This window comes from Palaeococcus sp. (in: euryarchaeotes), assembly GCF_053987695.1.
This window is the reverse complement of sequence record NZ_JBMXHE010000100.1, coordinates 1-20509: the sequence shown is the minus strand read 5'-3', so window position 1 is coordinate 20509 and position 20509 is coordinate 1. Positions and strand designations below refer to the sequence as shown.

At 45.2% G+C, this 20509-nt stretch carries 25 protein-coding genes; 18 read left to right on the top strand and 7 right to left on the bottom strand.

Going from position 1 to position 20509, the window contains the following annotated elements:
• Positions 1-89: 89 nt before the first annotated feature.
• The 6 genes from ACXJGZ_RS08015 (at position 90) to ACXJGZ_RS07990 (ending at position 5330) form a co-directional block, all read left to right on the top strand.
• Positions 90-1727 carry a hypothetical protein gene (locus ACXJGZ_RS08015; protein WP_456398983.1) on the top strand — a complete coding sequence of 546 codons (1638 nt, stop codon included), beginning with the start codon at positions 90-92 and terminating at the stop codon, positions 1725-1727.
• Between the two features lie 106 nt (positions 1728-1833).
• On the top strand, positions 1834-2412 hold the full coding sequence (locus tag ACXJGZ_RS08010; RefSeq protein ID WP_456321341.1) for a thymidine kinase: 579 nt from the start codon (positions 1834-1836) through the stop codon (positions 2410-2412).
• A 9-nt stretch (positions 2413-2421) separates the two neighbouring features.
• Positions 2422-2772, top strand: a complete 351-nt coding sequence (locus ACXJGZ_RS08005; RefSeq protein WP_456321340.1) for a 6-pyruvoyl trahydropterin synthase family protein — start codon at positions 2422-2424, stop codon at positions 2770-2772.
• Between the two features lie 79 nt (positions 2773-2851).
• Entirely contained in the window at positions 2852-3640 is a 789-nt protein-coding gene (locus tag ACXJGZ_RS08000; protein ID WP_456321339.1) for a metal ABC transporter ATP-binding protein, read from the top strand.
• Positions 3637-4461, top strand: coding sequence for a metal ABC transporter permease (locus ACXJGZ_RS07995; RefSeq protein WP_456321338.1), 825 nt, complete (start codon positions 3637-3639; stop codon positions 4459-4461). The genes ACXJGZ_RS08000 and ACXJGZ_RS07995 overlap by 4 nt, the downstream gene beginning before the upstream one ends.
• Before the next feature lie 65 nt (positions 4462-4526).
• Positions 4527-5330 carry a DNA integrity scanning protein DisA nucleotide-binding domain protein gene (locus ACXJGZ_RS07990; RefSeq protein WP_293253540.1) on the top strand — a complete coding sequence of 268 codons (804 nt, stop codon included), beginning with the start codon at positions 4527-4529 and terminating at the stop codon, positions 5328-5330.
• Between the two features lie 63 nt (positions 5331-5393).
• Here the strand turns inward: ACXJGZ_RS07990 and ACXJGZ_RS07985 are convergent, their stop codons facing one another.
• A complete protein-coding gene (locus tag ACXJGZ_RS07985) occupies positions 5394-5672 on the bottom strand; it encodes a hypothetical protein (RefSeq protein WP_293253543.1) in 279 nt (92 codons plus the stop codon).
• A gap of 11 nt (positions 5673-5683) precedes the next feature.
• Complete coding sequence (locus tag ACXJGZ_RS07980; protein ID WP_456321337.1) at positions 5684-6331, bottom strand: phosphoribosyltransferase; 648 nt, start codon at positions 6329-6331, stop codon at positions 5684-5686.
• 141 nt (positions 6332-6472) lie between these two features.
• On the opposite strand from ACXJGZ_RS07980, the gene psmB reads away from it, so the two are divergent.
• Complete coding sequence (psmB, locus tag ACXJGZ_RS07975) at positions 6473-7090, top strand: archaeal proteasome endopeptidase complex subunit beta (protein ID WP_293252688.1); 618 nt, start codon at positions 6473-6475, stop codon at positions 7088-7090.
• Positions 7091-7108: 18 nt separating this feature from the next.
• Positions 7109-9055, top strand: coding sequence for a beta-CASP ribonuclease aCPSF1 (locus ACXJGZ_RS07970; protein ID WP_456321336.1), 1947 nt, complete (start codon positions 7109-7111; stop codon positions 9053-9055).
• Here ACXJGZ_RS07970 and ACXJGZ_RS07965 read toward each other — a convergent pair whose 3' ends face one another.
• Positions 9056-9388: a helix-turn-helix domain-containing protein gene (locus tag ACXJGZ_RS07965; RefSeq protein WP_456398978.1), complete on the bottom strand. Its 333-nt coding sequence runs from the start codon at positions 9386-9388 to the stop codon at positions 9056-9058. It lies immediately after the preceding gene.
• 78 nt (positions 9389-9466) lie between these two features.
• Between ACXJGZ_RS07965 and ACXJGZ_RS07960 the strand changes: the two genes are divergently transcribed.
• The 6 genes from ACXJGZ_RS07960 to ACXJGZ_RS07935 are packed head-to-tail and all read left to right on the top strand — an operon-like array spanning position 9467 to position 14586.
• Positions 9467-10258: a UbiA prenyltransferase family protein gene (locus ACXJGZ_RS07960; RefSeq protein WP_456398986.1), complete on the top strand. Its 792-nt coding sequence runs from the start codon at positions 9467-9469 to the stop codon at positions 10256-10258.
• A 10-nt stretch (positions 10259-10268) separates the two neighbouring features.
• A complete protein-coding gene (locus tag ACXJGZ_RS07955) occupies positions 10269-11192 on the top strand; it encodes a lysylphosphatidylglycerol synthase transmembrane domain-containing protein (RefSeq protein ID WP_456321334.1) in 924 nt (307 codons plus the stop codon).
• Positions 11170-12312 (top strand): glycosyltransferase family 4 protein, encoded by a 1143-nt coding sequence (locus ACXJGZ_RS07950; RefSeq protein ID WP_456321333.1) that lies wholly within the window; start codon positions 11170-11172, stop codon positions 12310-12312. Before ACXJGZ_RS07955 ends, ACXJGZ_RS07950 begins: the two co-directional genes overlap by 23 nt.
• A gap of 46 nt (positions 12313-12358) precedes the next feature.
• Complete coding sequence (locus ACXJGZ_RS07945) at positions 12359-13066, top strand: creatininase family protein (RefSeq protein WP_456398975.1); 708 nt, start codon at positions 12359-12361, stop codon at positions 13064-13066.
• A gap of 2 nt (positions 13067-13068) precedes the next feature.
• Complete coding sequence (locus ACXJGZ_RS07940; RefSeq protein ID WP_293252703.1) at positions 13069-13716, top strand: hypothetical protein; 648 nt, start codon at positions 13069-13071, stop codon at positions 13714-13716.
• 45 nt (positions 13717-13761) lie between these two features.
• The gene (locus ACXJGZ_RS07935) at positions 13762-14586 is read left to right on the top strand and encodes a hypothetical protein (RefSeq protein ID WP_456321343.1); all 825 of its coding nucleotides are present in this window, start codon (positions 13762-13764) and stop codon (positions 14584-14586) included.
• Here ACXJGZ_RS07935 and pgsA read toward each other — a convergent pair whose 3' ends face one another.
• The 3 genes from pgsA to ACXJGZ_RS07920 are packed head-to-tail and all read right to left on the bottom strand — an operon-like array spanning position 14587 to position 17300.
• Positions 14587-15153 carry an archaetidylinositol phosphate synthase gene (gene pgsA / locus ACXJGZ_RS07930; protein ID WP_456321331.1) on the bottom strand — a complete coding sequence of 189 codons (567 nt, stop codon included), beginning with the start codon at positions 15151-15153 and terminating at the stop codon, positions 14587-14589.
• A 9-nt stretch (positions 15154-15162) separates the two neighbouring features.
• Positions 15163-15696: a tRNA (cytidine(56)-2'-O)-methyltransferase gene (locus tag ACXJGZ_RS07925; protein WP_456321330.1), complete on the bottom strand. Its 534-nt coding sequence runs from the start codon at positions 15694-15696 to the stop codon at positions 15163-15165.
• Positions 15693-17300 carry a COG1470 family protein gene (locus ACXJGZ_RS07920; RefSeq protein WP_456398972.1) on the bottom strand — a complete coding sequence of 536 codons (1608 nt, stop codon included), beginning with the start codon at positions 17298-17300 and terminating at the stop codon, positions 15693-15695. Before ACXJGZ_RS07920 ends, ACXJGZ_RS07925 begins: the two co-directional genes overlap by 4 nt.
• Positions 17301-17354: 54 nt before the next feature.
• Here ACXJGZ_RS07920 and ACXJGZ_RS07915 point away from each other — a divergent pair, with 54 nt between their 5' ends.
• Together ACXJGZ_RS07915 and ACXJGZ_RS07910 are read left to right on the top strand one after the other, a co-directional pair.
• Positions 17355-18119, top strand: a complete 765-nt coding sequence (locus tag ACXJGZ_RS07915) for an SAM hydrolase/SAM-dependent halogenase family protein (RefSeq protein WP_456398970.1) — start codon at positions 17355-17357, stop codon at positions 18117-18119.
• Between the two features lie 15 nt (positions 18120-18134).
• The gene (locus ACXJGZ_RS07910) at positions 18135-18701 is read left to right on the top strand and encodes a nicotinamide-nucleotide adenylyltransferase (protein WP_293252734.1); all 567 of its coding nucleotides are present in this window, start codon (positions 18135-18137) and stop codon (positions 18699-18701) included.
• 2 nt (positions 18702-18703) lie between these two features.
• Here the strand turns inward: ACXJGZ_RS07910 and ACXJGZ_RS07905 are convergent, their stop codons facing one another.
• Positions 18704-19897 carry an MFS transporter gene (locus ACXJGZ_RS07905; RefSeq protein WP_456321327.1) on the bottom strand — a complete coding sequence of 398 codons (1194 nt, stop codon included), beginning with the start codon at positions 19895-19897 and terminating at the stop codon, positions 18704-18706.
• Positions 19898-19967: 70 nt separating this feature from the next.
• Here ACXJGZ_RS07905 and ACXJGZ_RS07900 point away from each other — a divergent pair, with 70 nt between their 5' ends.
• Both ACXJGZ_RS07900 and ACXJGZ_RS07895 read left to right on the top strand, forming a co-directional pair.
• Entirely contained in the window at positions 19968-20318 is a 351-nt protein-coding gene (locus ACXJGZ_RS07900) for a DNA alkylation repair protein (RefSeq protein ID WP_456398967.1), read from the top strand.
• Positions 20311-20509, top strand: a 199-nt coding sequence (locus ACXJGZ_RS07895) for a DNA alkylation repair protein (protein ID WP_456398965.1), incomplete at its 3' end; no start/stop codon positions are given. The genes ACXJGZ_RS07900 and ACXJGZ_RS07895, both read left to right, overlap by 8 nt.

The window sequence follows — 20509 nt, the reverse complement described above, 5'->3', positions numbered from 1 at the left end:
TAAACCTCAAATCCCATGGTTTAAAGTAGTCCTCCTCTATTAAAAATATTGAGTAAGGCTTTTATTCTAAGCTCTCCTCATTTTATTCCATGAAGAAGCTGGCATTCCTGATGTTGCTACTGCTGCTTGCATCCCCTGTGAGTGCAAAAACTCTCATAGTGAGTGCTGACCAGGATGAAACCATAGCCCAGTACCTTGCGAGCTATTTAAATGCAACTCTAATCTTAATTCCCTGGGGAAGCCAGGATACGCTGTATCTTGAGCAAATAAAGGCTCAAAATCCAGATAGGCTGATAATAGTTGGGGGAAGATACGCCGTTCCCAGGATGTTTGAAGTGGGAAACTTTGAACGCTATGGGGGCAAGGATAGACTTGAAACGGCGCAGATAGTTCTGGAGCACTTTTTTAACCTCTCAAAACCTCAGGACATCGTAGTATACCCCTCAAAGGAAGAGGTCATTAAATTCATAAGAGAGGGAGGAGAATGGGAGATTGTAAGCGGAAACTCAAGCGTGGCACTCAGATGGTCGTACCTAATAGAGAATGAGCTTTCAAGATATGAAGGGAATGAAAAAAAGCTGGTATTGGTCGGAAATGTGAAAAACAACCCTCTCCTAAACCAAACATGGGAGAGGGAGGAGCTGCCCGAGGTCTACACATTCTATCCCTCCATAATTCTTATGAACGGCACGCTGTTCATAACGGGGAGCGATGAAAATCTACCCTTAATAGAACGCTTTTTTGAAGAGAACAAGGATTTTGATAGGAACGAAAGCCTGAAACTCGGAGTGCTGTTACTGGTACTCCTCATAGGATTTCTGTTTACCGTGAAAAATAAATGGCTTTACCTGGGAGCGTGGCTCCTAACCGCCGTGTGGATCCTCTACAGCATAGATGCATTTAAGATAGCTTGGGACACGCTCTTCGTGTACCTCGATGGAGCGCTCTCCCTCAAATACCTGGGACACTATGAAACCATTATCGGTGGAAGGGGATTTCCAGGTCTTTCATACCTTTTATTTGTTTTCTTTCACTTGTTTAAACCCACTGTCGAAAGTGCGATATTCTACCAGCTTTTCATGCTCTCTCTGCTCCTGTGCTCCCTCTTCATATTCTTTAAAAATGAAGAGCTCGCCCTGATTTCCTACCTCTTCCTCCTCTCAATACCCCTTTTCAGGGAATATGCCTATACCCTCTCAACTGAGCTGACATTCCTCACCCTGCTTACCATATCCCTCTCACTTTTGAAGGTTAGGGGTATACAAAATACGATTATTGCTTCATTCTCTCTGGCACTTGCAGGACTTGCCCGCTTCCAGGCTTTAATTTTACCCTTCATAATCCTTATTCTCTTTAGAGATGCTTATGGACTTCTATTCCTCATGACTTCAATAGCTTTCTATTTTGGAATCGGGTTTTCTGCAAGGGAAGGCTTCATGGCTTATCTTGGAGAGGCTTCATCGAAGGGAATTAACAACACCCTGATAGTGAGTAATTTTAAGTTCTATCTACCTGTCTTTCTTTTATATTCCCTACTCCCTCTGCTTCTTCTAATCTGGAGCTTTTTTAAAGGGAGGAGGAAACCTACGCCCTCTCTGGGATTGGCAATTTTTTACACCATGGCACCCCTCTTCTGGGTTGCTCAGGATGAACGGTACATCTTACCCGCCATATTTTTCTTGATAATATCTTCAATCGAGACTCTTAAAGTGGAGAAAGGTGACTAAGTTCTGCTTTAGTTATTGTCATCTAGTTAAATTAAATAGGAGATTTCTCACAGGAAGGCAACGATAGAATTTTATGGTGCTATGTCCTCTTATATCTGGTGGTGCTATGAATCCAGAAGGATTTTTGGAAGTCATTACCGGCCCCATGTTTGCAGGGAAGACTACGGAGCTTATAAAGAGAATAGAGCGTCAGATATTTGCAAAGAGGAAAGCAGCACTCTTTAAGCCATCTATAGACAATAGATACAGCGAAGATCATGTGGTTGCACACAACGGTCTCAAATACGAAGCTTTTGTAATACCCAACAATGAGGAAGGTGTAAAACAGATTTATGATATCACAAAAAGAGAAGGCTATGAGGTTATCGGAATTGATGAGGTGCAGTTCTTCCCGATGTCAATTGTGGAGGTTTTGAATAAACTTGCTGATGAAAACATATACGTAATAGCTTCTGGACTAAATCTGGACTTCAAAGGAGATCCTTTTGAGGTTACAAAAGAATTACTGGTCAAAGCGGACAATATAATTTATCTAACTGCAGTATGCACCATATGCGGAGCACCAGCTACACGCACCCAAAGGTTGATAGATGGAAAGCCAGCTCCCAGAGACTCCCCAATAATCCTCGTTGGAGGAAGTGAGGCATATGAGGCGAGATGTAGGAAGCATCATATAGTCCCGTGAGGTGATGTTATGCTGTCAAGGGTAAGGGAGAAGTTCAAGTTTGAGGCTGCTCATGCCCTTCTGCTCGGGGAGACTTTGGAAGAGATGCATGGGCATACTTACCATTTGGAAGTTGTTGTTGAAGGAGAAGTCGAAGAGGGCTATGTTGTTGATTTTCTTGAACTCAGGAGGATCGTGGAGCGTGAGGTAATAGAGAAACTTGACCATAGGAACCTGAACAAAATTTTCGCAAATCCAACCACGGAGAATATAGCCCTGTGGATAGGGGAACGTATAAGAGAAGGTCTTCCAAAGAGACTCAAGCTTCACAAAGTTATTCTCTGGGAAGGAGACGAAAACGGGGTTGAATTTGAATTTTAGATTTCCATTGCTTTTGAGAACTGCCGGAAAATCCTTAAAAATTATTCGCCTCTATGATTTTTGGCGAGCGGGTGAGATCATGGAAGCAGTAAGTGCCGAGAAATTAAACATATACTATAATGGAGAAAGAGCTGTTGAAGATGTTACATTTACGCTTAAAGAGGGTGAAACACTGCTCCTCTTGGGCCCTAACGGCGCGGGGAAAACAACTCTATTACGAGTGATTGCCGGAATTCACCAGAATTACGATGGAAAACTCTCAATCTTCGGAAAAGAACCGGATAAAGTCAGAGACATCCTATCTTACGTTCCCCAGAGCCATACCCTTAATGAGAGGGTTCCCCTTAAGAGTATTGAAGTCGTTTCTATGGGAGGTCTTTATAGGAAAGGTTTTGTACATACAAAAATCCCAAGGGAGATAAAAAAAGATGCCAAAGAAGCTTTGGAATTCGTTGGGCTTGCAGATGTTAAGGACAAAGCATTTAATGAACTCAGCGGCGGTCAGAAGCAGAGAGTTCTTCTAGCCCGGGCATTAATATCACATCCAAGGCTTTTACTGCTCGATGAGCCCCTTTCAGCGCTTGATCCCTCTGCCAGAGCTGAAGTTACAGGCATATTAGGAAAAATAAAGCGTGAAAAGGGCATTTCCATGATAATTACTACCCACGACATCAATCCTCTAGCTGAAGTGGGAGATAAAATAATGCTCCTAAACAGAAAACTGGTAGCTTATGGATCTCCCGAGGAGGTTTTGAAGGATGATACAATAGCCAGAGTATATGGACCTCAATCAAAGGCTTTGCGGGTAGGGAAGAGAATATACTGCATAATAGGAGATGCGCACTTTTTTAAGGGGGGTAAAAGATGATCCCGGAATATCTCCTAAGAGCTCTATTAGCCAGCCTTATGGTGAGTGTTCTTTTAGGTCTCTTAAGCCCTCTGATAAACATGAAAGGATTGGCATTTCTCACACACGCCACATTTCATTCCCTTCTCTTTGGTGCAGTCCTTGGGATGAGTTTGGGATTGATTATCGGAAATCTCGGAATTGTGGTATGGGTTGCCATGATAATCACAGTTCTAGTCGTCATGTCAATCGCATTCTTGGAGGATAGAGGATTTACGAGTGATGCTTCCGTGGGAATCATAGCGAGCTTTGTAGCAGGGGCGACGGTTCTAGCTTTTGGGCTCCTCTACAATGTTATGGCAAGCAAACCCTATTTCGCTCTCTCGGAGAGCATAATATCTTATTTGACAGGAGAGATATTTCTGATCACCATGAATGATCTGACAATGCTCGTTCTTGCCGGAACTCTCGTGTTTTTTCTCATGGCTTTCCTGTACAACGATTTTCTCTATGTGAGCTTTGATCCCGAGGGTGTTGAGAGTTATGGGGGGAATGTCAGGGCTTATCTGATGCTCTTATATGTGATAGTTGGAGTTATAGGAGCCCTGATAGTCAAAACAGTCGGGCTGATAACTCTCCAGGTTATAGCTGTTTTACCCGGGGCAATTGCCATGATGCTGAGCGACGATTTGAGGAGGATAATAGGGATAAGCATCCTTCTAACCCTAGTGGTTGAGGTCTCATCGAGCCTTTTAGCCTACTACACCAACATACCTCCCAGCGGTCTGGCAACAATTTTCCTGGGTGCAATCTATGGGGTGCTCCTCCTGAGAAAGCACTAACTCTCTTGGAGCATAAAACTAAAGGTTTATAAACAATTGCCGAAATACTATAGTACGGTGTAAACATGAGAAATGGCGAGCATTTTGAAAGGCTAATAAGCACGGGACTTGAGCTGGCCACAAACATAGATGCAAGGGCAGTTGTCATCTTAAATCCGGGCATTCCTATAAATATCCCCGAGAGTGAGATACCCCTTGTGATAACGGGGAAAAACTTTGAGATAGGCGAGAAGTACATATCAATTCCCGTCCCTCTGGATCTGGGACTTGAAAATGTGCTAAACTTGATATCCGCCTTTCTCATGGAGCGTGGGATAATTGAAGAGGGAGATAGCTTTGTTTATGTTTCTTTAAATCTGATAGGAATCAAAGAAGCAAAGAAGGGGGGAGTCCTTTCAAAGGCATTCTTTTCTTCAACACAGAACGTAATGCAGACGCTCCTTGAGATTGCCATAGAGCTGAGCGCAGAAGGGAGAGAAGGCATCCCTGTCGGAACCATATTTGTGATAGGAGACACGAGCAACGTCCTGAAGCACTCCCACCAGATGGTTCCCAACCCCTTCAAGGGCTACAAGTTCAACATTCTGGATAAAAACGTCAAAGAAATCATAAAAGAGTTCTCCTTTTTGGATGGGGCTTTCATATTCTCAAGGACAGGAAGAGTAATTGCCGCGGGGAGATATTTGGATGTTGACGCAAAGAAGCTCAAGGTAGAGGTTCCCCAGGGTCTTGGAAGCAGACACATAGCAGCGGCGGGAATAACCAAAATCACAAAAGCTATAGCCATAACTATCTCAGAAAGTGGAGTAATACGAATATTCAAAGATGGCAGCATTATTTTAGAGTACAATCCAAAGATGAGGTACTAATCTTTCCTGTTTTTATGTAAGCTTCCATGGATGGCAGCATTATTCTTGAGTACAACTTAGAAACTAAGTCTTTCCATTCTTTATGTAGGGCTTTCCTATGGCTATGCTGAATCCCTTGAATGAATCATCCTTCTTATTGAACTCCAAGGCAAGGGGAAGACCGTTATCCTCATTTATAACTATCCTAACGATTCTAGCTCTTGAGTGCTCGCTCAGATAATCCTCCTTGAGCTGCTCGTAGTGCTCTATGGCCTCTTTAACGCTCTCCTCGTGCATGTGGTAGATTTCCTTCGAGTAGTTGCTGTGCTCCTTAATCCGCTCAATCATTTCATCCCTATCCAATTTATCACACCCTAAATTTTAGTCCAGTATCCATCCTCTTTTTTAAATATCCCCCTCTTCTCCGCGATGAGGAGTGCTTCCTCGAGCTTCTCCTTGGGGACGTTTATTCCATGGAGCTGATTAAACAGCTCTGTAATTTCATCAGATGTAACTTGTTTTCTTTCCTCAAAAATGTTTCCCACGAGGTTTATCATGTCCTCAACGAAATTCCATGGGAATATTATCCATGCCCAGTCAATTTCTTCTCCAAAGTACGTTGGCTTGAGTTTTGTACCTTTAATCGTTAAAAGGGTTGCAATTTTAATTTCTGCCGGGTTCTGGCTCTCCACGTAGTTCCTGGCGAGGGTTAAGCTCTCTCCCGTGTCTGAAATATCATCCGCAATAAGGACTTTTTTACCCTCTAATTTGTAGTTTGAACCATATTTAAGCCTGGCCTTCCCATCAGGGGCGGCAGTTATTCCCCAGTGTTCAATTTTTAGGCTTATCAAATCCTTCACTCCAAGATAATCACAGTACAAACGTGCGGCAATCCATCCGCCTCTTGCAAGCCCCACAATTACATCTGGCTTCCAACCTTCTTCCAAAATCTTAAAAGCGCCTTTTTTTGCCCACTTCTCTATGTCTTCCCAAGATGCCAAATATGCCGGAAACGCCTTCATTTAACTCCCTAACTAAGGCAAGTTAAAGGAATATTTAAGCTTTTTCCACCCCGAGCATCGAAAAGTTTAAATAGTATTTAACGAAAGTGGGACTTGATAAGCAGTTTTGCTCTATTCTACGAAACTAAAGGGGTGTTGTAGTTGACAGAGCATGTTAAAGGCACTACAACAGTGGGCATTGTTTGTAAAGATGGCGTTGTGTTAGCAGCGGATAGAAGGGGTTCCTACGGGGATATGATAATGACAAAGAACGCCACAAAGCTTTTCAAAATAGATGAGCACTTAGCTTTAGCCGGAGCAGGGAGCGTTGGCGACATCTTAAGCTTGGTTAGGCATTTGCAGGTGGAAGCCACCCTGTACAAAATGAAGACATACAGACCAATGAGCGTCAGAGCACTGGCAACACTTACCGCCAACATCCTCCAGGGGAGCAAATACATGCCCTATTTTGCCTGGTTCTTGATTGGAGGTTATGATGAGAAGCCCAAGATGTATTCTATAGACCCTGTGGGAGGGATAACTGAGGATAGATATGTTGCAGCAGGCTCGGGTATGGAGTTTGCCTACGCCATCTTGGAGGATTCATATAAGGAGAATATAACCCTGAAAAGAGGAATTAAATTAGCCGTAAGGGCTGTTAATTCTGCATTAAAGAGGGATGTGTATACAGGGGATGGAATTATGCTAGTCGCTGTGGATAAAAAGGGATATAGAGAAGTAAGCAAAGAAGAAATTGAGGAAATTCTTAAGAAGCTATAATCTTTTGAGGTGAGCAGCGTGATAAAAAGAGAGACATTCGTTGAAGACATTCTAAAAGAGATGAAAGAAATCATAAATCAGATGGTTCCCAAAGAGGCTAAAATAACCGAAGTTGAATTTGAGGGACCTGAACTCGTTATATATGTCAAAAACCCCGAAGTTCTGATGCAGGATGGGGAGTTGATTAAAAATCTCGCTAAAGTTCTCAAAAAAAGGATTAGTGTTAGACCTGATCCCCATATCCTAACGTCTCCTGAGGAAGCCGAGGAGAGAATAAAGAATCTCGTTCCAAGCGAAGCGGAGATCACAAATATAAGCTTTGATCCTTCCGTTGGCGAGGTTTTGATAGAAGCCAAGAAGCCGGGCCTCGTTATAGGCAAAAACGGGGAGACCTTAAGGTTGATAACCCAGACTGTTTACTGGGCACCCAGGGTTGTTAGAACTCCTCCCCTCCAATCCCAGACCATTTATTCCATACGGCAGATACTCCAAAGCGAGAGTAAAGATAGGAGAAAATTCCTGAGACAGGTCGGAAGGAATGTCTATAGAAAACCTGAGCTTAAAAGTGATTGGATAAGGATAACGGGACTTGGAGGATGGAGAGAAGTGGGGAGGAGTGCACTTCTGCTTCAGACCAACGAGAGCAATATACTGGTTGATTTTGGTATAAATGTCGCAGCCCTCCATGATCCCAAGAAGGCTTTTCCCCATTTCGATGCACCCGAATTTCAGTATGTCCTGAAGGAGGGTATTCTTGATGCTGTGATAATCACGCACGCTCACCTAGACCACAGCGGACTCCTTCCCTACCTCTTCAGGTTTAACCTCTTTGAAGGCCCGATTTATGCCACACCCCCTACGAGGGACCTGATGGTGCTCCTTCAAAAGGATTTCATGGAAATACAGCAGAGCAATGGAATAGAACCCCTCTACAAACCCAAGGACATAAAGGAAGTTGTTAAGCACACGATTACTCTGGAATACGGTGAAGTTAGGGATATCTCTCCCGACATGCGTTTAACGCTCCACAATGCCGGGCACATCCTGGGATCCTCGATATCCCACATACACGTTGGGAATGGCCTCCATAACATAGCCGTAACCGGAGACTTCAAGTTTATCCCGACGAGGCTTTTTGAGCCCGCTAATGCTAGATTCCCAAGACTGGAAACGCTCATAATGGAGTCAACATACGGTGCTTCGAGGGACTATCAGCTCCCGAGAGAGGAAGCGGAGAAGAGGCTCATTGAGGTTATATTGAGAACCCTCAAACGCGGTGGAAAAGTTTTGATACCCGCAATGGCGGTTGGAAGATCCCAGGAAATAATGATGGTCCTTGAGGAGTATGCAAGGATAGGGGGAATGGAGGTTCCGGTTTATCTGGATGGTATGATTTGGGAGGCCACCGCAATTCACACGGCATACCCGGAGTATTTGAGCAAAACCCTCAGAGATCAGATATTCCATGAAGGATACAATCCCTTCCTGAGCGAGATATTCCATCCCGTTGCAAACTCAAACGAGAGGAAAGATATCATAGACAGCAGAGAACCCGCGATAATCATAGCTTCCTCGGGCATGCTCGTGGGAGGACCCAGCGTGGAGTACTTCAAACAGCTGGCAAGCGATGAGAAGAACTCAATAATATTCGTAAGCTATCAGGCGGAGGGCACACTTGGAAGAAAAGTGCAGCGCGGCCTGAGGGAGATACCCCTCGTAGGAGAGAGCGGAAGAACGGAAGCCGTCAAGGTTAACATGGAGGTTCACACAATAGATGGATTCTCCGGACACGCAGATAGAAGAGAGCTGTTGAATTACATAGCAAGGGTTAAGCCAAGACCTGAGAGGGTTATAACCGTTCACGGAGAAGCCCAGAAGTGCCTCGACCTTGCATCGAGCATTCACAAGAGGTTCAACATAAGCACGAGAGCTCCAAATAACTTGGATGCAATAAGACTCAAGTAGCTAGAGCACCTTTTCCACTTCATTTTCAAAGCTTTCCAAAAGTTTTTCCATCTTCTTTATCAGTGGGGGTAGAGCTTCTTTTAATGATCTGGCCCTGTATAAATACCCTATCCAACCCCGGTTGATGAGCTCCCTCTCAATCAAGCCGAGCTCCAAAAGGTGGCGAAGCTTTTCTCTTACTATCCTCTCAGATATGCCCAATTTTTTTGAAATCTGTCTTGGGGTCAGGCTCTCCCTTAGAAGAAGGGAGTAGATCTTTATCTCCGAATTGGTGAGCTCAAAGCTCTTTAAAATTTGATTCAGGGATTTAAAGACATCCTCCAATGGCAACACCTATGAAATTTTTTCTTCATACCACTTCACTTTTAGGTGGAAAGACTTATAAATCTTCCTCTTGACTTACTTCCGGTGATGACTGTGATTGCATCGATAATCAAAAATACGCGAATACTGGACGGTAAGGCTTACATTGGGATAATAGCCTTTCCACTGATGTTGAATATAAGAGATGCAAGCATCGGGAAGGCTTCGATGGCATTGGTGGCAGGGATATTTTACGTTGCATATTCCTTTGCTATAAACAACTGCTTTGATGTAGACACGGACGTTCAAAATCCCCAGAAACATGGGAAAAATCCAATTGCAAGTGGAGAGTTAAGCTTTGCAGCAGGTGTGATATCATCGCTCCTGATAGCACTCGCAGGGTTGGGCTTCGCTTACCTTACCAACCCAACCATGTTCGCGATATACTCCACAATGCTGGGGTTATCAACATTTTACTCCATTCCCCCAAGGTTGAAGAGCAAACCCCTCGTTGATGTAATATCTCACGGCCTCTTTTTTGGAGCCCTGCCTTTCATGTTCGGTGCCTATCTAGATGGCATGCTCTCAAAACCCGAAGTCATCATAAGCATAGCCCTGACACTGCACTCCTTCGCAATGGAAATAAGAAATCATCTGGAGGATTACGAGAGCGACCTTAAAGCAAATCTAAAAACTACGCCGATAGTTATAGGGAAAAACCTCGCCGAGAAGCTGGCTATTGTGTTCTCCCTCTCTTCGATAACCCTCCTGCTCTATCTGGTATCCCCCCTATTTGTTATGGGAGCTCCGGTTTTGACCATCCAAAAGAGCCACAAAATTTTTGATACCTCTGTTGTTATGCTCCTATTGCTATATCTCGTAAAATCACTTGTCCTATAGAGGGATTCCCATGAATGAAAAGATAAAAAAGCTCTTTACACTATTTGCTTTTTCAATTTCGGTCCTCTACCTCTACAAGCAGATAGATTTTGAAGAGCTCAAGCTCGCACTTCGACAGGCATCCCCACTGTATCTGAGTCTAGCCCTTATCCTTGCTCTTCTCACGGTTCTCCTCTCATGCTTCCGGTGGTACATATTCCTCAACGAGGTCCAGAGAACGAGCTTTAAAAAGACATTTAAGGCATATTTAAGCGGATACTACCTCATCTCGATTCTCCCTCCCACACTGGGTCATATAGCAAAGGTTAGGCTCGTTGGAGGTGATTACTTCAGGGCCCTTTCAAGCCTCGCAATGAGCACCGTTGCTGAGGTCATCCTAGTTATAGGCTTGACTTTGATTTTTATAGGATTCACTAAGGTGGGTGTAGTGCTCCTTCTCCTGACCCTCCTGATTCTCATATATGAGAAGGGTATCTACACCCTCATAGATTCAATTTTAAAAGCCATCGAACACCCAAAGCTTGAAAAGCTAACCTCTTCATTAAGGAATTACTCTGAAAGGCTCTATAGTGGATGGAGAGAAGCCAAAGAGAACAAAATTGTATTTGCACTTTCCTTTCTGCTCTCAGCTATAACCCTCATTCTCCAAATACTTGGCATCATCGTGGTGGGGCGGGCTTTCGGACTCTCGATATCCCTCACTGCAGCATTGAAGGGATTTATAATAAGCACAATTTTTGCAAGTATAAGCGGAATCCCTGCAGGAGTTGGCGCCAACGAATTCGGGCTCGTTTTGGGGATAGGCTCCTCAACCAAGGCTGCAATATCAGCCTTTTCTTACAAGTTCATATTTCAGTATATGTGGGCTATAGTTGGAGCGATGGTCTTTTACAAAATCCTAGGTGGTGGATATGAGGATAGCTCTGGTGAGTGATTGGTATTATCCCAAGGTTGGAGGTGTTGCCTCACACATGCACAACCTGGCTCTAAAGCTAAGGGAAAGCGGGAATGAGGTAGCTATAGTGACGAACTACTGGACTACAGGAAAGGAGCAGGAACTTGAGGAAAAGGGAATAGAACTTATAAAAATCCCGGGAATGATAAGCCCTCTTCTCGAAATAAATCTATCCTTCGGAATAAACTCAAGCGAGGAACTCTTTGAATATCTAAAAGATTTCGATGTGATACACTCCCATCATGCATTTACCCCTCTTTCCCTGAAGGCTGCAAAAGCGGGGCGAAAAATGAAAAAGGCAACACTCCTAACAACCCACAGCATATCCTTCGCCCATGAATCAAAGCTCTGGAAGGCATTGGGCTTGAGCTTCCCCATCTTCAGCCATTACCTAAAATTCCCCCACAGGATTATTGCCGTTAGCAATGCCTCAAAGAGCTTTATAGAGCATTTCACGGACACCCCAATAAGGGTTATTCCCAACGGGGTGGACGATAAAAAATTCCATCCAAAGTGGAACAAGGAGAGGATCAAGGAAGAATACGGTGTGGAAGGGGATGTGGTTTTATACGTGAGCAGGATGAGCTACAGGAAGGGTCCCCATATTCTTCTAAACGCCTTCTCGAGATTGAAGGAGGGAACTCTCGTGATGGTTGGCTCGGGGGATATTTTACCCTTCCTAAAGGCGCAAGCAAAATTCCTGGGAATTGAGGAGAGGGTTAAATTTATGGGATATGTGCCGAGCGATGAACTTCCAAAGATGTTCGGGATGGCAGATATCTTCGTTCTTCCCTCCGTTACGGCAGAAGCCTTTGGAATAGTCATTCTGGAAGCGATGGCATCGGGAGTTCCCGTCATTTCCACAGATGTTGGGGGAATACCTGAAATTGTCGGCGGCTCAAGAGGAGGTCTTTTGATACCTCCTTCAAATGAAGATGCTCTGAAAGAGGCTATGGAAAAACTCTTAACCGACGAAAAACTCAGAGAAGAACTCGGAGAAAATGGAAGGAAGGCTGTGGAGAAAAGATACTCATGGGATGTTGTTGCGCGCAATGTCGAGGAGACCTACGAATGCGTCCTCTCGCAGCTCCAGAAGTAAACGCTAAACTTTTTACCTTCCTCGACTACTTTTATTGGGATGCAACATGATGATGGAAAACATGACATGGGACGAGTTTGAAGAGGTAAAGAAAAAAGCTGACACCGTTATAATTCCCGTAGGGAGTATAGAAGCTCATGGAAAGCACCTGCCCTTAAATACGGATGTTCTTGCTCCCGTGGAAATCTCAAAGCTGGTCGAGAGGAAGCTCAATGAGATGGGGAGAGATATCTTAATCGCACCTCCTATAAACTACGGGCACACCTTTGTTCTGAATGTCTATCCCGGCACGATAAATGTGAAGGCTGAAACATTGAGGGCTTATGTCAGGGACATTATAGAGGAGTTCGCCCAGGAGGGATTTAAGAGGATCGTTCTTATGAACGGACATGGAGGGAACGTGTATCCTCTAATAGAGGCCGCCGAAGAATCCGTGGAGAAGTATAATGTGGAAGTGTGGCTCATAAACTGGTGGATCGACTTCAGGGAGGATATTTTAAACATATGCACCTCCCAGGGGCATGCCGGGGAAGATGAAACATCCGTGATAATGGCTATAAAACCCGAGCTCGTTAAGATGGAGAAGGCGGTTGGAGAGAAAAGAAAATACGAGGTCAGAAAGATCAGGAAGGATGTAGGTCTTGAGCTCTTCCCCAATGGGGTTAACGACGATCCCAGAGGAGCAACAAAGGAGAAGGGGGAAGCCATTTTGGAAGTTGTCAGCGAAAAGATTGCGAGGCTCTTAGGGGTATGATGATGGAAGAGGTTCTGAACGAACTTGGAAGACGCATAAAAAAGCTCGAGGCGGAGATTGAGCTGACGGAGCAGAGGCTCCTGCTCATGGACAAGGTGGGAGCCTCCACCAAGTACGCCCTCTGGGAGAAGAGAAACGAAGGCATGGATGTTTACATGGTCTTCTTCCTCATCTTCATACTCATTACCCTGATGATATTTGCGTGGATAAAGAGACGCTTCTCGTTCCTCCCCATATCACTGACGCCGTATATGATAGTGGCGCTGGTTCTTCTACTTTTTCCCGTGTCCTACTTCGTGCTCAGGAGCAGAAAGAAGTCCTATGAGAGTCCCCTCCATTATCTGGAAAGCAGGGAAAATGCGGCCAGATTTGTTCTAACATCTCTCTACAATCCTCTTAAAGAGGCTCTGGAAAAAGGGGATGAAGAAAAGATTAGAAGTCTGGCCGAGATGCTCCTCCATGACGAGAACCTCGCAACCTCCCTCGAGCTCCTCAGGGAGGGAAATGCAAAGCTGATGTCCTACGCCCTCTATCTCTACCTCTACAGAGATCCCGAGTTGGTTGAAGAGATGTCATCAACAGCGGAGAAAATGGTTAATAAGCCGCTGAAGAAGCTTCTCCTAAAAGCTATCGAAGAGTTCGAAGGTTAAGGTAAGGTTAAGGTTATAACTTCCAGTTCATAATCTCCTCTGGTGATGATGGTGAGGTTTGAGGTTCTCAGCAGGGAAGACATGCAGGAGCTCAGCAAGGAGCTCAGCAAGGCGGGTATAATGAACAAGACAAAGGATGAACTTTCCTATTCACTCGAGCACAGCATCCTCATAGAGGGTCGCTTTGGAGAGCTGAAGGAAAAGTTCGAAGAATTCGAAAATGAAGCTCTCTGGGAGCTCATTGAAGAGGTTGAGAATTCATATAATGGGCTCATGAGTAATTGGGAAGTTGGCGAGAAGAAGAAGGCAGAAGATATCTTTGAGGAAGTTGACGTGGGACGCTTAATTGTTATCACTACCCTTATAGATGGTGGATACATTGAAGATAAGGATGGGGAGTTTATTCTCAAGGAAAAATCGGAGCTTGATGGGCTTGATGTTGAACTTAGGGTTCCCCTCGATGATGTTGTTGAGATAGTAGACAGGCTGGAGGAAGAGCTCGATGCAAAACTCCTAACCGAATTTAATATGGAGAGGAAATACTACGTGGAAGTCCTTGAAGTTGAAAAAGATTTGGTTCAGGAAGCGCTTGAAATAGCCGAGGAGTATGCAACGGAGGATTCCATGGTGGATGCCATGTTTGTTGGAATAGCGAAATCCTCTCTGGCAGAGCTCATCCTGGAGATGGTAAAGAAAAACAACAGAAAGAAAGAGCTCATAAATGCCCTGCTTGAGATGGAACCTATAGTAATAGAGGGTAAGAGGGAGAAGGTGAACATATATTTTGAAGAGGAAGCACTGGAAGACTTTTTAAAGGAACTGCAGACACTGGGGTACATAAAGGTTAAGGGGAACAAAATCTGGTGGTAGCTACCGTCCCAGTCTCCTCCTCGCCTCATACAGTCTCTGGAACACCGTGATCCACGCAAGCACAGCAACGATATAAACGCCCAGCTCCACCCTTCCCGCGAGGGCGAAGGCTATTAGTATTATGAGCCTTTCTGCCCTCTCCGCAATTCCCACCGCTAGAGTGCCGCTTCCCGCAAGTTCTGCCCTGCATCTTTCATAGCTAACGAGATAAGCCCCCATAAGAGTTATGAAGGCAACTTCCCAACCCACCAGTTTTCCATAGGCTATCCCAAACAGTATCGCTCCATCACTTATCCTATCGCTCGTGGAGTCCAGAAAGGCCCCAAAGCGTGACGTTTTGCCCGTTAATCTTGCTAGGGTACCATCGAGTGCGTCCACCAAAGAACCAAAAAGCAGGATTAACGCGGCAATCCTCTGGGAACCCACCGCAAAGAGATAAGCTCCAGTTAAGGATATTGCCAAGCCTATGATGGTAAGCTGGTTTGGAGTTAATCCCACTTTCGCAAGGGGCTTTACAAGGCTCTCCAGATATTTCCGCACCCTTGGGCGGTACTTATTTAAGACCATTCCAACACCTCACTTCCCCTCTAAAGAGAGCACCCTTTTCCCGCGCTCCTGGGGAATTATCTTAACTTTAGCACCTTCAAACTCTTTCCTGAGCCCTTCTCCATCCAAGAGCCTATCGAGAAAAACCGCCAAAGCCGCGACCTCGCTGTGGGGCTGATTTCCAACTCCAACATTGTAGTGGGCAATCTCATAAACCTCCCTGGGCACCTTTTCCGCCCCAACCACGATCATAACATCCTCACCCTTTCCGATTACCTTCTTAATCTCAGATAGTGCATCATCTATGTGAATCCCGTACATTGTGAGGTGCACTATCTTCCCCTTCCATTCTCTCAGCACTGCCTTCCACTTTGGGTTAAACTCTATCTCAAATTTTCCTCCCCACCTCCTCACAACGTCCTCAACGCTCTCCCTAACGTGCTCATCCACCTCAGCTGCTATTATGATTTTATCCGCTCCAAAAGCTCTTGCCGTCAATGCTACGTGAGTTGTAATTCTCTTATCCCTCTCAGGTCTGTGACCCAATCGCAAAACCACTATCACTTCGTTCCCTCCTTCAAAACTTTCCAGTAAACCCTGAAGTCCTCGGGATATGGAACATCCTTGTAAAATTCATAAATCGTTTTAATATTTTTCTCAATTTCCCCGATATCCGCACCCTCCAGGAGTTCATTGAGCTCATTTCTGGGAGCCGATGCTAGGAGAAATAATGCAAAGATCCTCTCATCTCCTTGCATTGTAGAGATTATTTTATCGAGCTTGATCTTGCCGTAGGCTGTTGTTCTTGTCTTGAGCACACCTAAAATCCCATCCTGCATCTCCGAGAGGTATTCTGCTCCAACATTGACATGCTCATGCCCTCTGACTTCCTCGGGAGCCTGTGCAACGAGCTTATACCCTCCCTTCGCAAAGAGATAGTAAATTCTCGGAAAGTAAGGGGTGCTCATGTATTCTGCCCTGCTTCCAAAGAAATCCCTCTTAAAATCCACCACATACCATTTCCCACCGGAATAGAACTCGGACACAGCATTCAATGTGCAGTCGCTCCCATCGTAGAGTGTTACCAGCCTCGATGGGATGTTCAACGCCCTCATCATTCCCACGAAGAGTATCTGCCCTTCATCATAACTAATCTTTCTCTGCTGGGCAATTAAAATGGGGTCTACCGCCGTGGTTGTGTCTCCAAAGGAGTAGTTCTTCTTGATCCAGTTGAAAACATTCCTAGCCGCATCGACTTCGGAGATAGCCCCCTCGGTTAAGCCTTTTGTATACTCCCTCAAACTATCAATATCTCCAATGATTTCTGCATTGTACTTCTCCTTCCAGTAGCCATCCACCACATAGGGATTCACTATCCAGTAGTAATTCCCACCGTAAACTTCCTTTAGGGTTTCCCTATCCACTTTCCAAGGCATCCAGAGAACCTCAATCGGGCTGCTGAGAACATCCGTGCGATATTGCCCGTTCTCCACATATCCAACAAAAACCGTCACATAACCCTTGAAATAAGAATAGCCCATTTTTAGCGTGAAGTTCAGGATCTCTGCATCCTTTGGAGAAATCGCGGAGGGGGCTTCTTCTCTGGAAATTATGGTGGCCCCTCTGGGTGGGTTTATCAAGACGCTGGTTATTTTCACCGGGGCATCCCCAAGGTTCGTGAGATTCAAAAATCCCGTAACTTCCTCTCCACCATTAACCTTGTTTGAGGAAAGGTTGAACGTCATTACAAGCTTTCCCTGCCCTCCCTTATTCTTCTTTTCAATGACGGTGACCAGAAATTCCTTATGCTCAAACCATGGCCGGTTCAGTTCATCTATAAACCTGAAGCGGAGCTTTAGGGGATACGTGCCGGGGGTTGAGGGAGCTCTAAAAACCCAGACGAGCCTTGCACTCTCACCAACTTTTAGGGTTTTGGGGAACTGAGGGGACTGGACGATGATGAAGTTATCGGGAATCTCGCTTAAATCCTCCATCTTCACAAACGCCACTTTCCCGGTGTTGTTAAATATCATGGTGATGTAAAAGGTCTCTCCCGCCTCAAGAAGAGGTTTGTTCAGCGAGATGTTGATTACGTAGGGCGGCTTGTATATGCATCCCGAGAAAATTACGAGGAAAATAACGATTGGAGCAAAGACTTTGAACTTCACAGCACCACCCAAAAGCCTTTAACATCTGAAGCTTAATAAACTTTAGGTGAGTTTATGATAACGCTCATAACAGATTTCGGGATAAAAGGGCCCTATGCAGGCGAGATGAAGGGAGCAATCCTGGCCATAAACCCCGAAGCCGAGCTCATCGATATCACGCACTCAATAACAAGACACAGCATTCTAGAGGGATCTTTTGTGATGGAGCAGGTGGTAAAGTATTTTCCCAAAGGGACGATCCATGTGGGGGTCGTGGATCCGGGGGTTGGCACACCCAGGAGGGCGATTATCATTGAAGGAGATCACTTTCTGGTGGTGCCCGATAATGGATTGGCCACCCTTGCCATGAAGCACGTGCGACCTGAAGCCGCATATGAGATCAACCTCAAAAAGATGGAAGGGATAATCGGAAGAAAAATAAGCCCGACTTTCCATGGCAGGGATGTCTTTGGGCCCAGTGCAGCCCTTTTGGACCTCGGATATGAACCATCGCGGCTGGGAAGGGAGATAGACTTGGAGAAAATAGTGACCCTCAATTTAGAGCCAAAAAAGAAGATGGACTCATGGACTTTAAAGGTCCTCTATGTGGATGAATTCGGGAACGTCGTGCTGAACCTAGAGGAGTATGGAAGTATAAAATACGTGGAGATAGAAGGGCACAGAATACCCTACGCAAATACCTATGGAGAGGTCAAAGAGGGTGAACTGCTGGCACTAAAAGGAAGTCATGAATACCTTGAAATCGCGGTTAATCAGGGGTCAGCCGCTGAGGTTTTGGGGATTAAGCTCGGTGATGAAGTAAATGTTAGACTCATTTGAAGGTCAAATGGGGGGATAAAGATGAGAGGTCTATTCGTTGGACGCTTTCAGCCCGTGCATAATGGGCATTTAAAAGCTCTGGATGTCATATTTAAGGAAGTAGACGAGCTTATAATAGGAATAGGAAGTGCTCAGGTAAGTCATACATTGAAAAACCCATTCACAACGAGTGAAAGAATGGAAATGCTCATGAGAGCGCTTAATGAGGCGGGGATCGAGAGAAGTAAATACATGATGGTACCCCTTCCGGACATAAACTTCAATGCGATATGGGCTCCCTACGTGGAGGCTATGGTTCCAAAGTTTGAGGTTGTCTTTACAGGGAACTCCCTCGTGGCCCAGCTCTTTAGAGAGAGGGGATACAAGGTGATGGTGCAGCCAATGTTCAGAAAGGACATTCTCTCGGCTACGGAAATAAGGAGGCGCATGATAGAAGGAGAACCCTGGGAGGATCTGGTGCCAAAGAGCGTAGTGAAATACATCCATGAAATTAAAGGCGTTGAGAGGATAAAGATGCTTGCCACGAACCTTGAGAAGAACGAAAAAGAGCTTCAGGCACCTATAAGGATTCCTGAGTTTTAATACTAGCAGTTTTTATTTTTTGAGCCCTCACCATCTTTCGATTCTTGCCTCATTTTCATAAATAGCCAGCCGATCATCAAGAACAGCACAAAACTAATCGCATAAGGCAGGGTTGCGTGCACGCTCGCGAGAAAGCCGGCTATGAAGGGAGTGACGAGGCCAATAATCTTGCGGTAGCTTGTTATCGCCGCGTGAAACTCACTGGCCTTCTCCCTTGGAATCAGCTTGAACATCCAGGAGCGATAGAAGGGGAACCAGAACGTGTCCCCGAAGTTCCCCACCGCGTAGATAACGAGAACGAGCCAGAAGGGCGGTGAGAGCGCCATCACAAGCGCGTAGAACGCGTTAATCATCATGCCTGTCCCTATCGCATGGAATCCCTTTCCCTTCGGGATCCTCTCGCTTGCATAGGTTCCGAGGATTGATGCCAAGCTGCTCGCCACCGCTATGAGCGTGACCTCGAAGATCGTCTTCTTGAGCACGAAGACAACATAGTTAATGAGAACTATCTCCGGGGCGAGCTCCCAGGCGAGGGTTAGCAATGCTTCAAAAGCCAAGAGGAGCTTGAATTCCCCGGTCCTAAAAGTGAAACCCTCCGGAGTTATACGCTCCTCCTTGCCAACGCTCGGAAGGAAGAGCCATATGTATGTAATTGTGAATGCAGAGAGTACTCCAAAGCCCATGAAAACCATGCGGTAGTGCTCGGGTTTTGTATAGACGTAGCCGAGGAGGTAGCCGAGGATTGGGAACATCATGATGCGGCTCATCTCAGGCAATCGAAGGTGCCAGGCGAATATTTCCTCGTACTTTTCTTCGGGATATATTATCTGCTCGTAGGCACGATAAAGGGGGTAAAAAAGGGTTGAGAGCTTTTCCACAGTCCTCCCAGCAAAGAGCATTAGCGGCGCTATTGTCCCCTTTGAAAATCCGTAGAGGAGGTATGCAATGCCATCGAGGACGTCTATGGTAATTAATCCCTTCTTGATGTCCCAGTGGTTGAATGCCCTGCCAAAAAGATAGGTAAGGGGGATGGCAATGATGTTCACCGCCGTAAAGAATGCTCCCACTTCAAGAATCGAGTAGCCCGTCTTCATCAGGTAAAGCGGGAAGAGGATCCACACTATCAACCCTGGCGATATGATGGTGTGATAGAGCATGTAAGCCTTTGCGTCCCTTGGGATTTCGCTCCAGCGCATTGGAGACACCTTCTTGAAATTTATCGTGAAACTTAAATACTTTTAGGGAGATTCTACGACGGGCATCATAATGATAGAACATATATTGGAGATTTTGGGATCTCTAGGGGATAAGAGAAATGTTGAAGGCATGAAAAGGTTTGGTATAACTTCCTCCTCCAAGATTTTAGGGGTCCCTAAGCCAAAGCTGAGGGAGCTGGCGAAGAAAATAGGTAAAAATCATGAGCTCGCCTTGAAATTGTGGGATTCTAACATTCATGAAGCGCGAATTTTGGCGAGTATGATTGCCGAGCCCGAGAAAGTTGATGAAGACTTAATGGAGCTCTGGGTCAAGGATTTTGATAACTGGGACTTGTGCGACCAATGTGTTATGAACCTTTTCTGGAGAACGAAGTTCGCATATAAAAAGGCTGTTGACTAGAGTCAGAGAGGAAGAGTTTGTAAAAAGGGCAGGTTTTGCATTAATGGCAAAATTAGCCATTAGCGACAAAAAGGCAAATGATGAAAAGTTTGAGAAGTTCTTCCCCTATATCCTCGAAGGAGCTAAAGACGAAAGAAACTATGTCAAGAAAGCTGTAAGCTGGGCGTTGAGACAAATTGGAAAGAGAAACC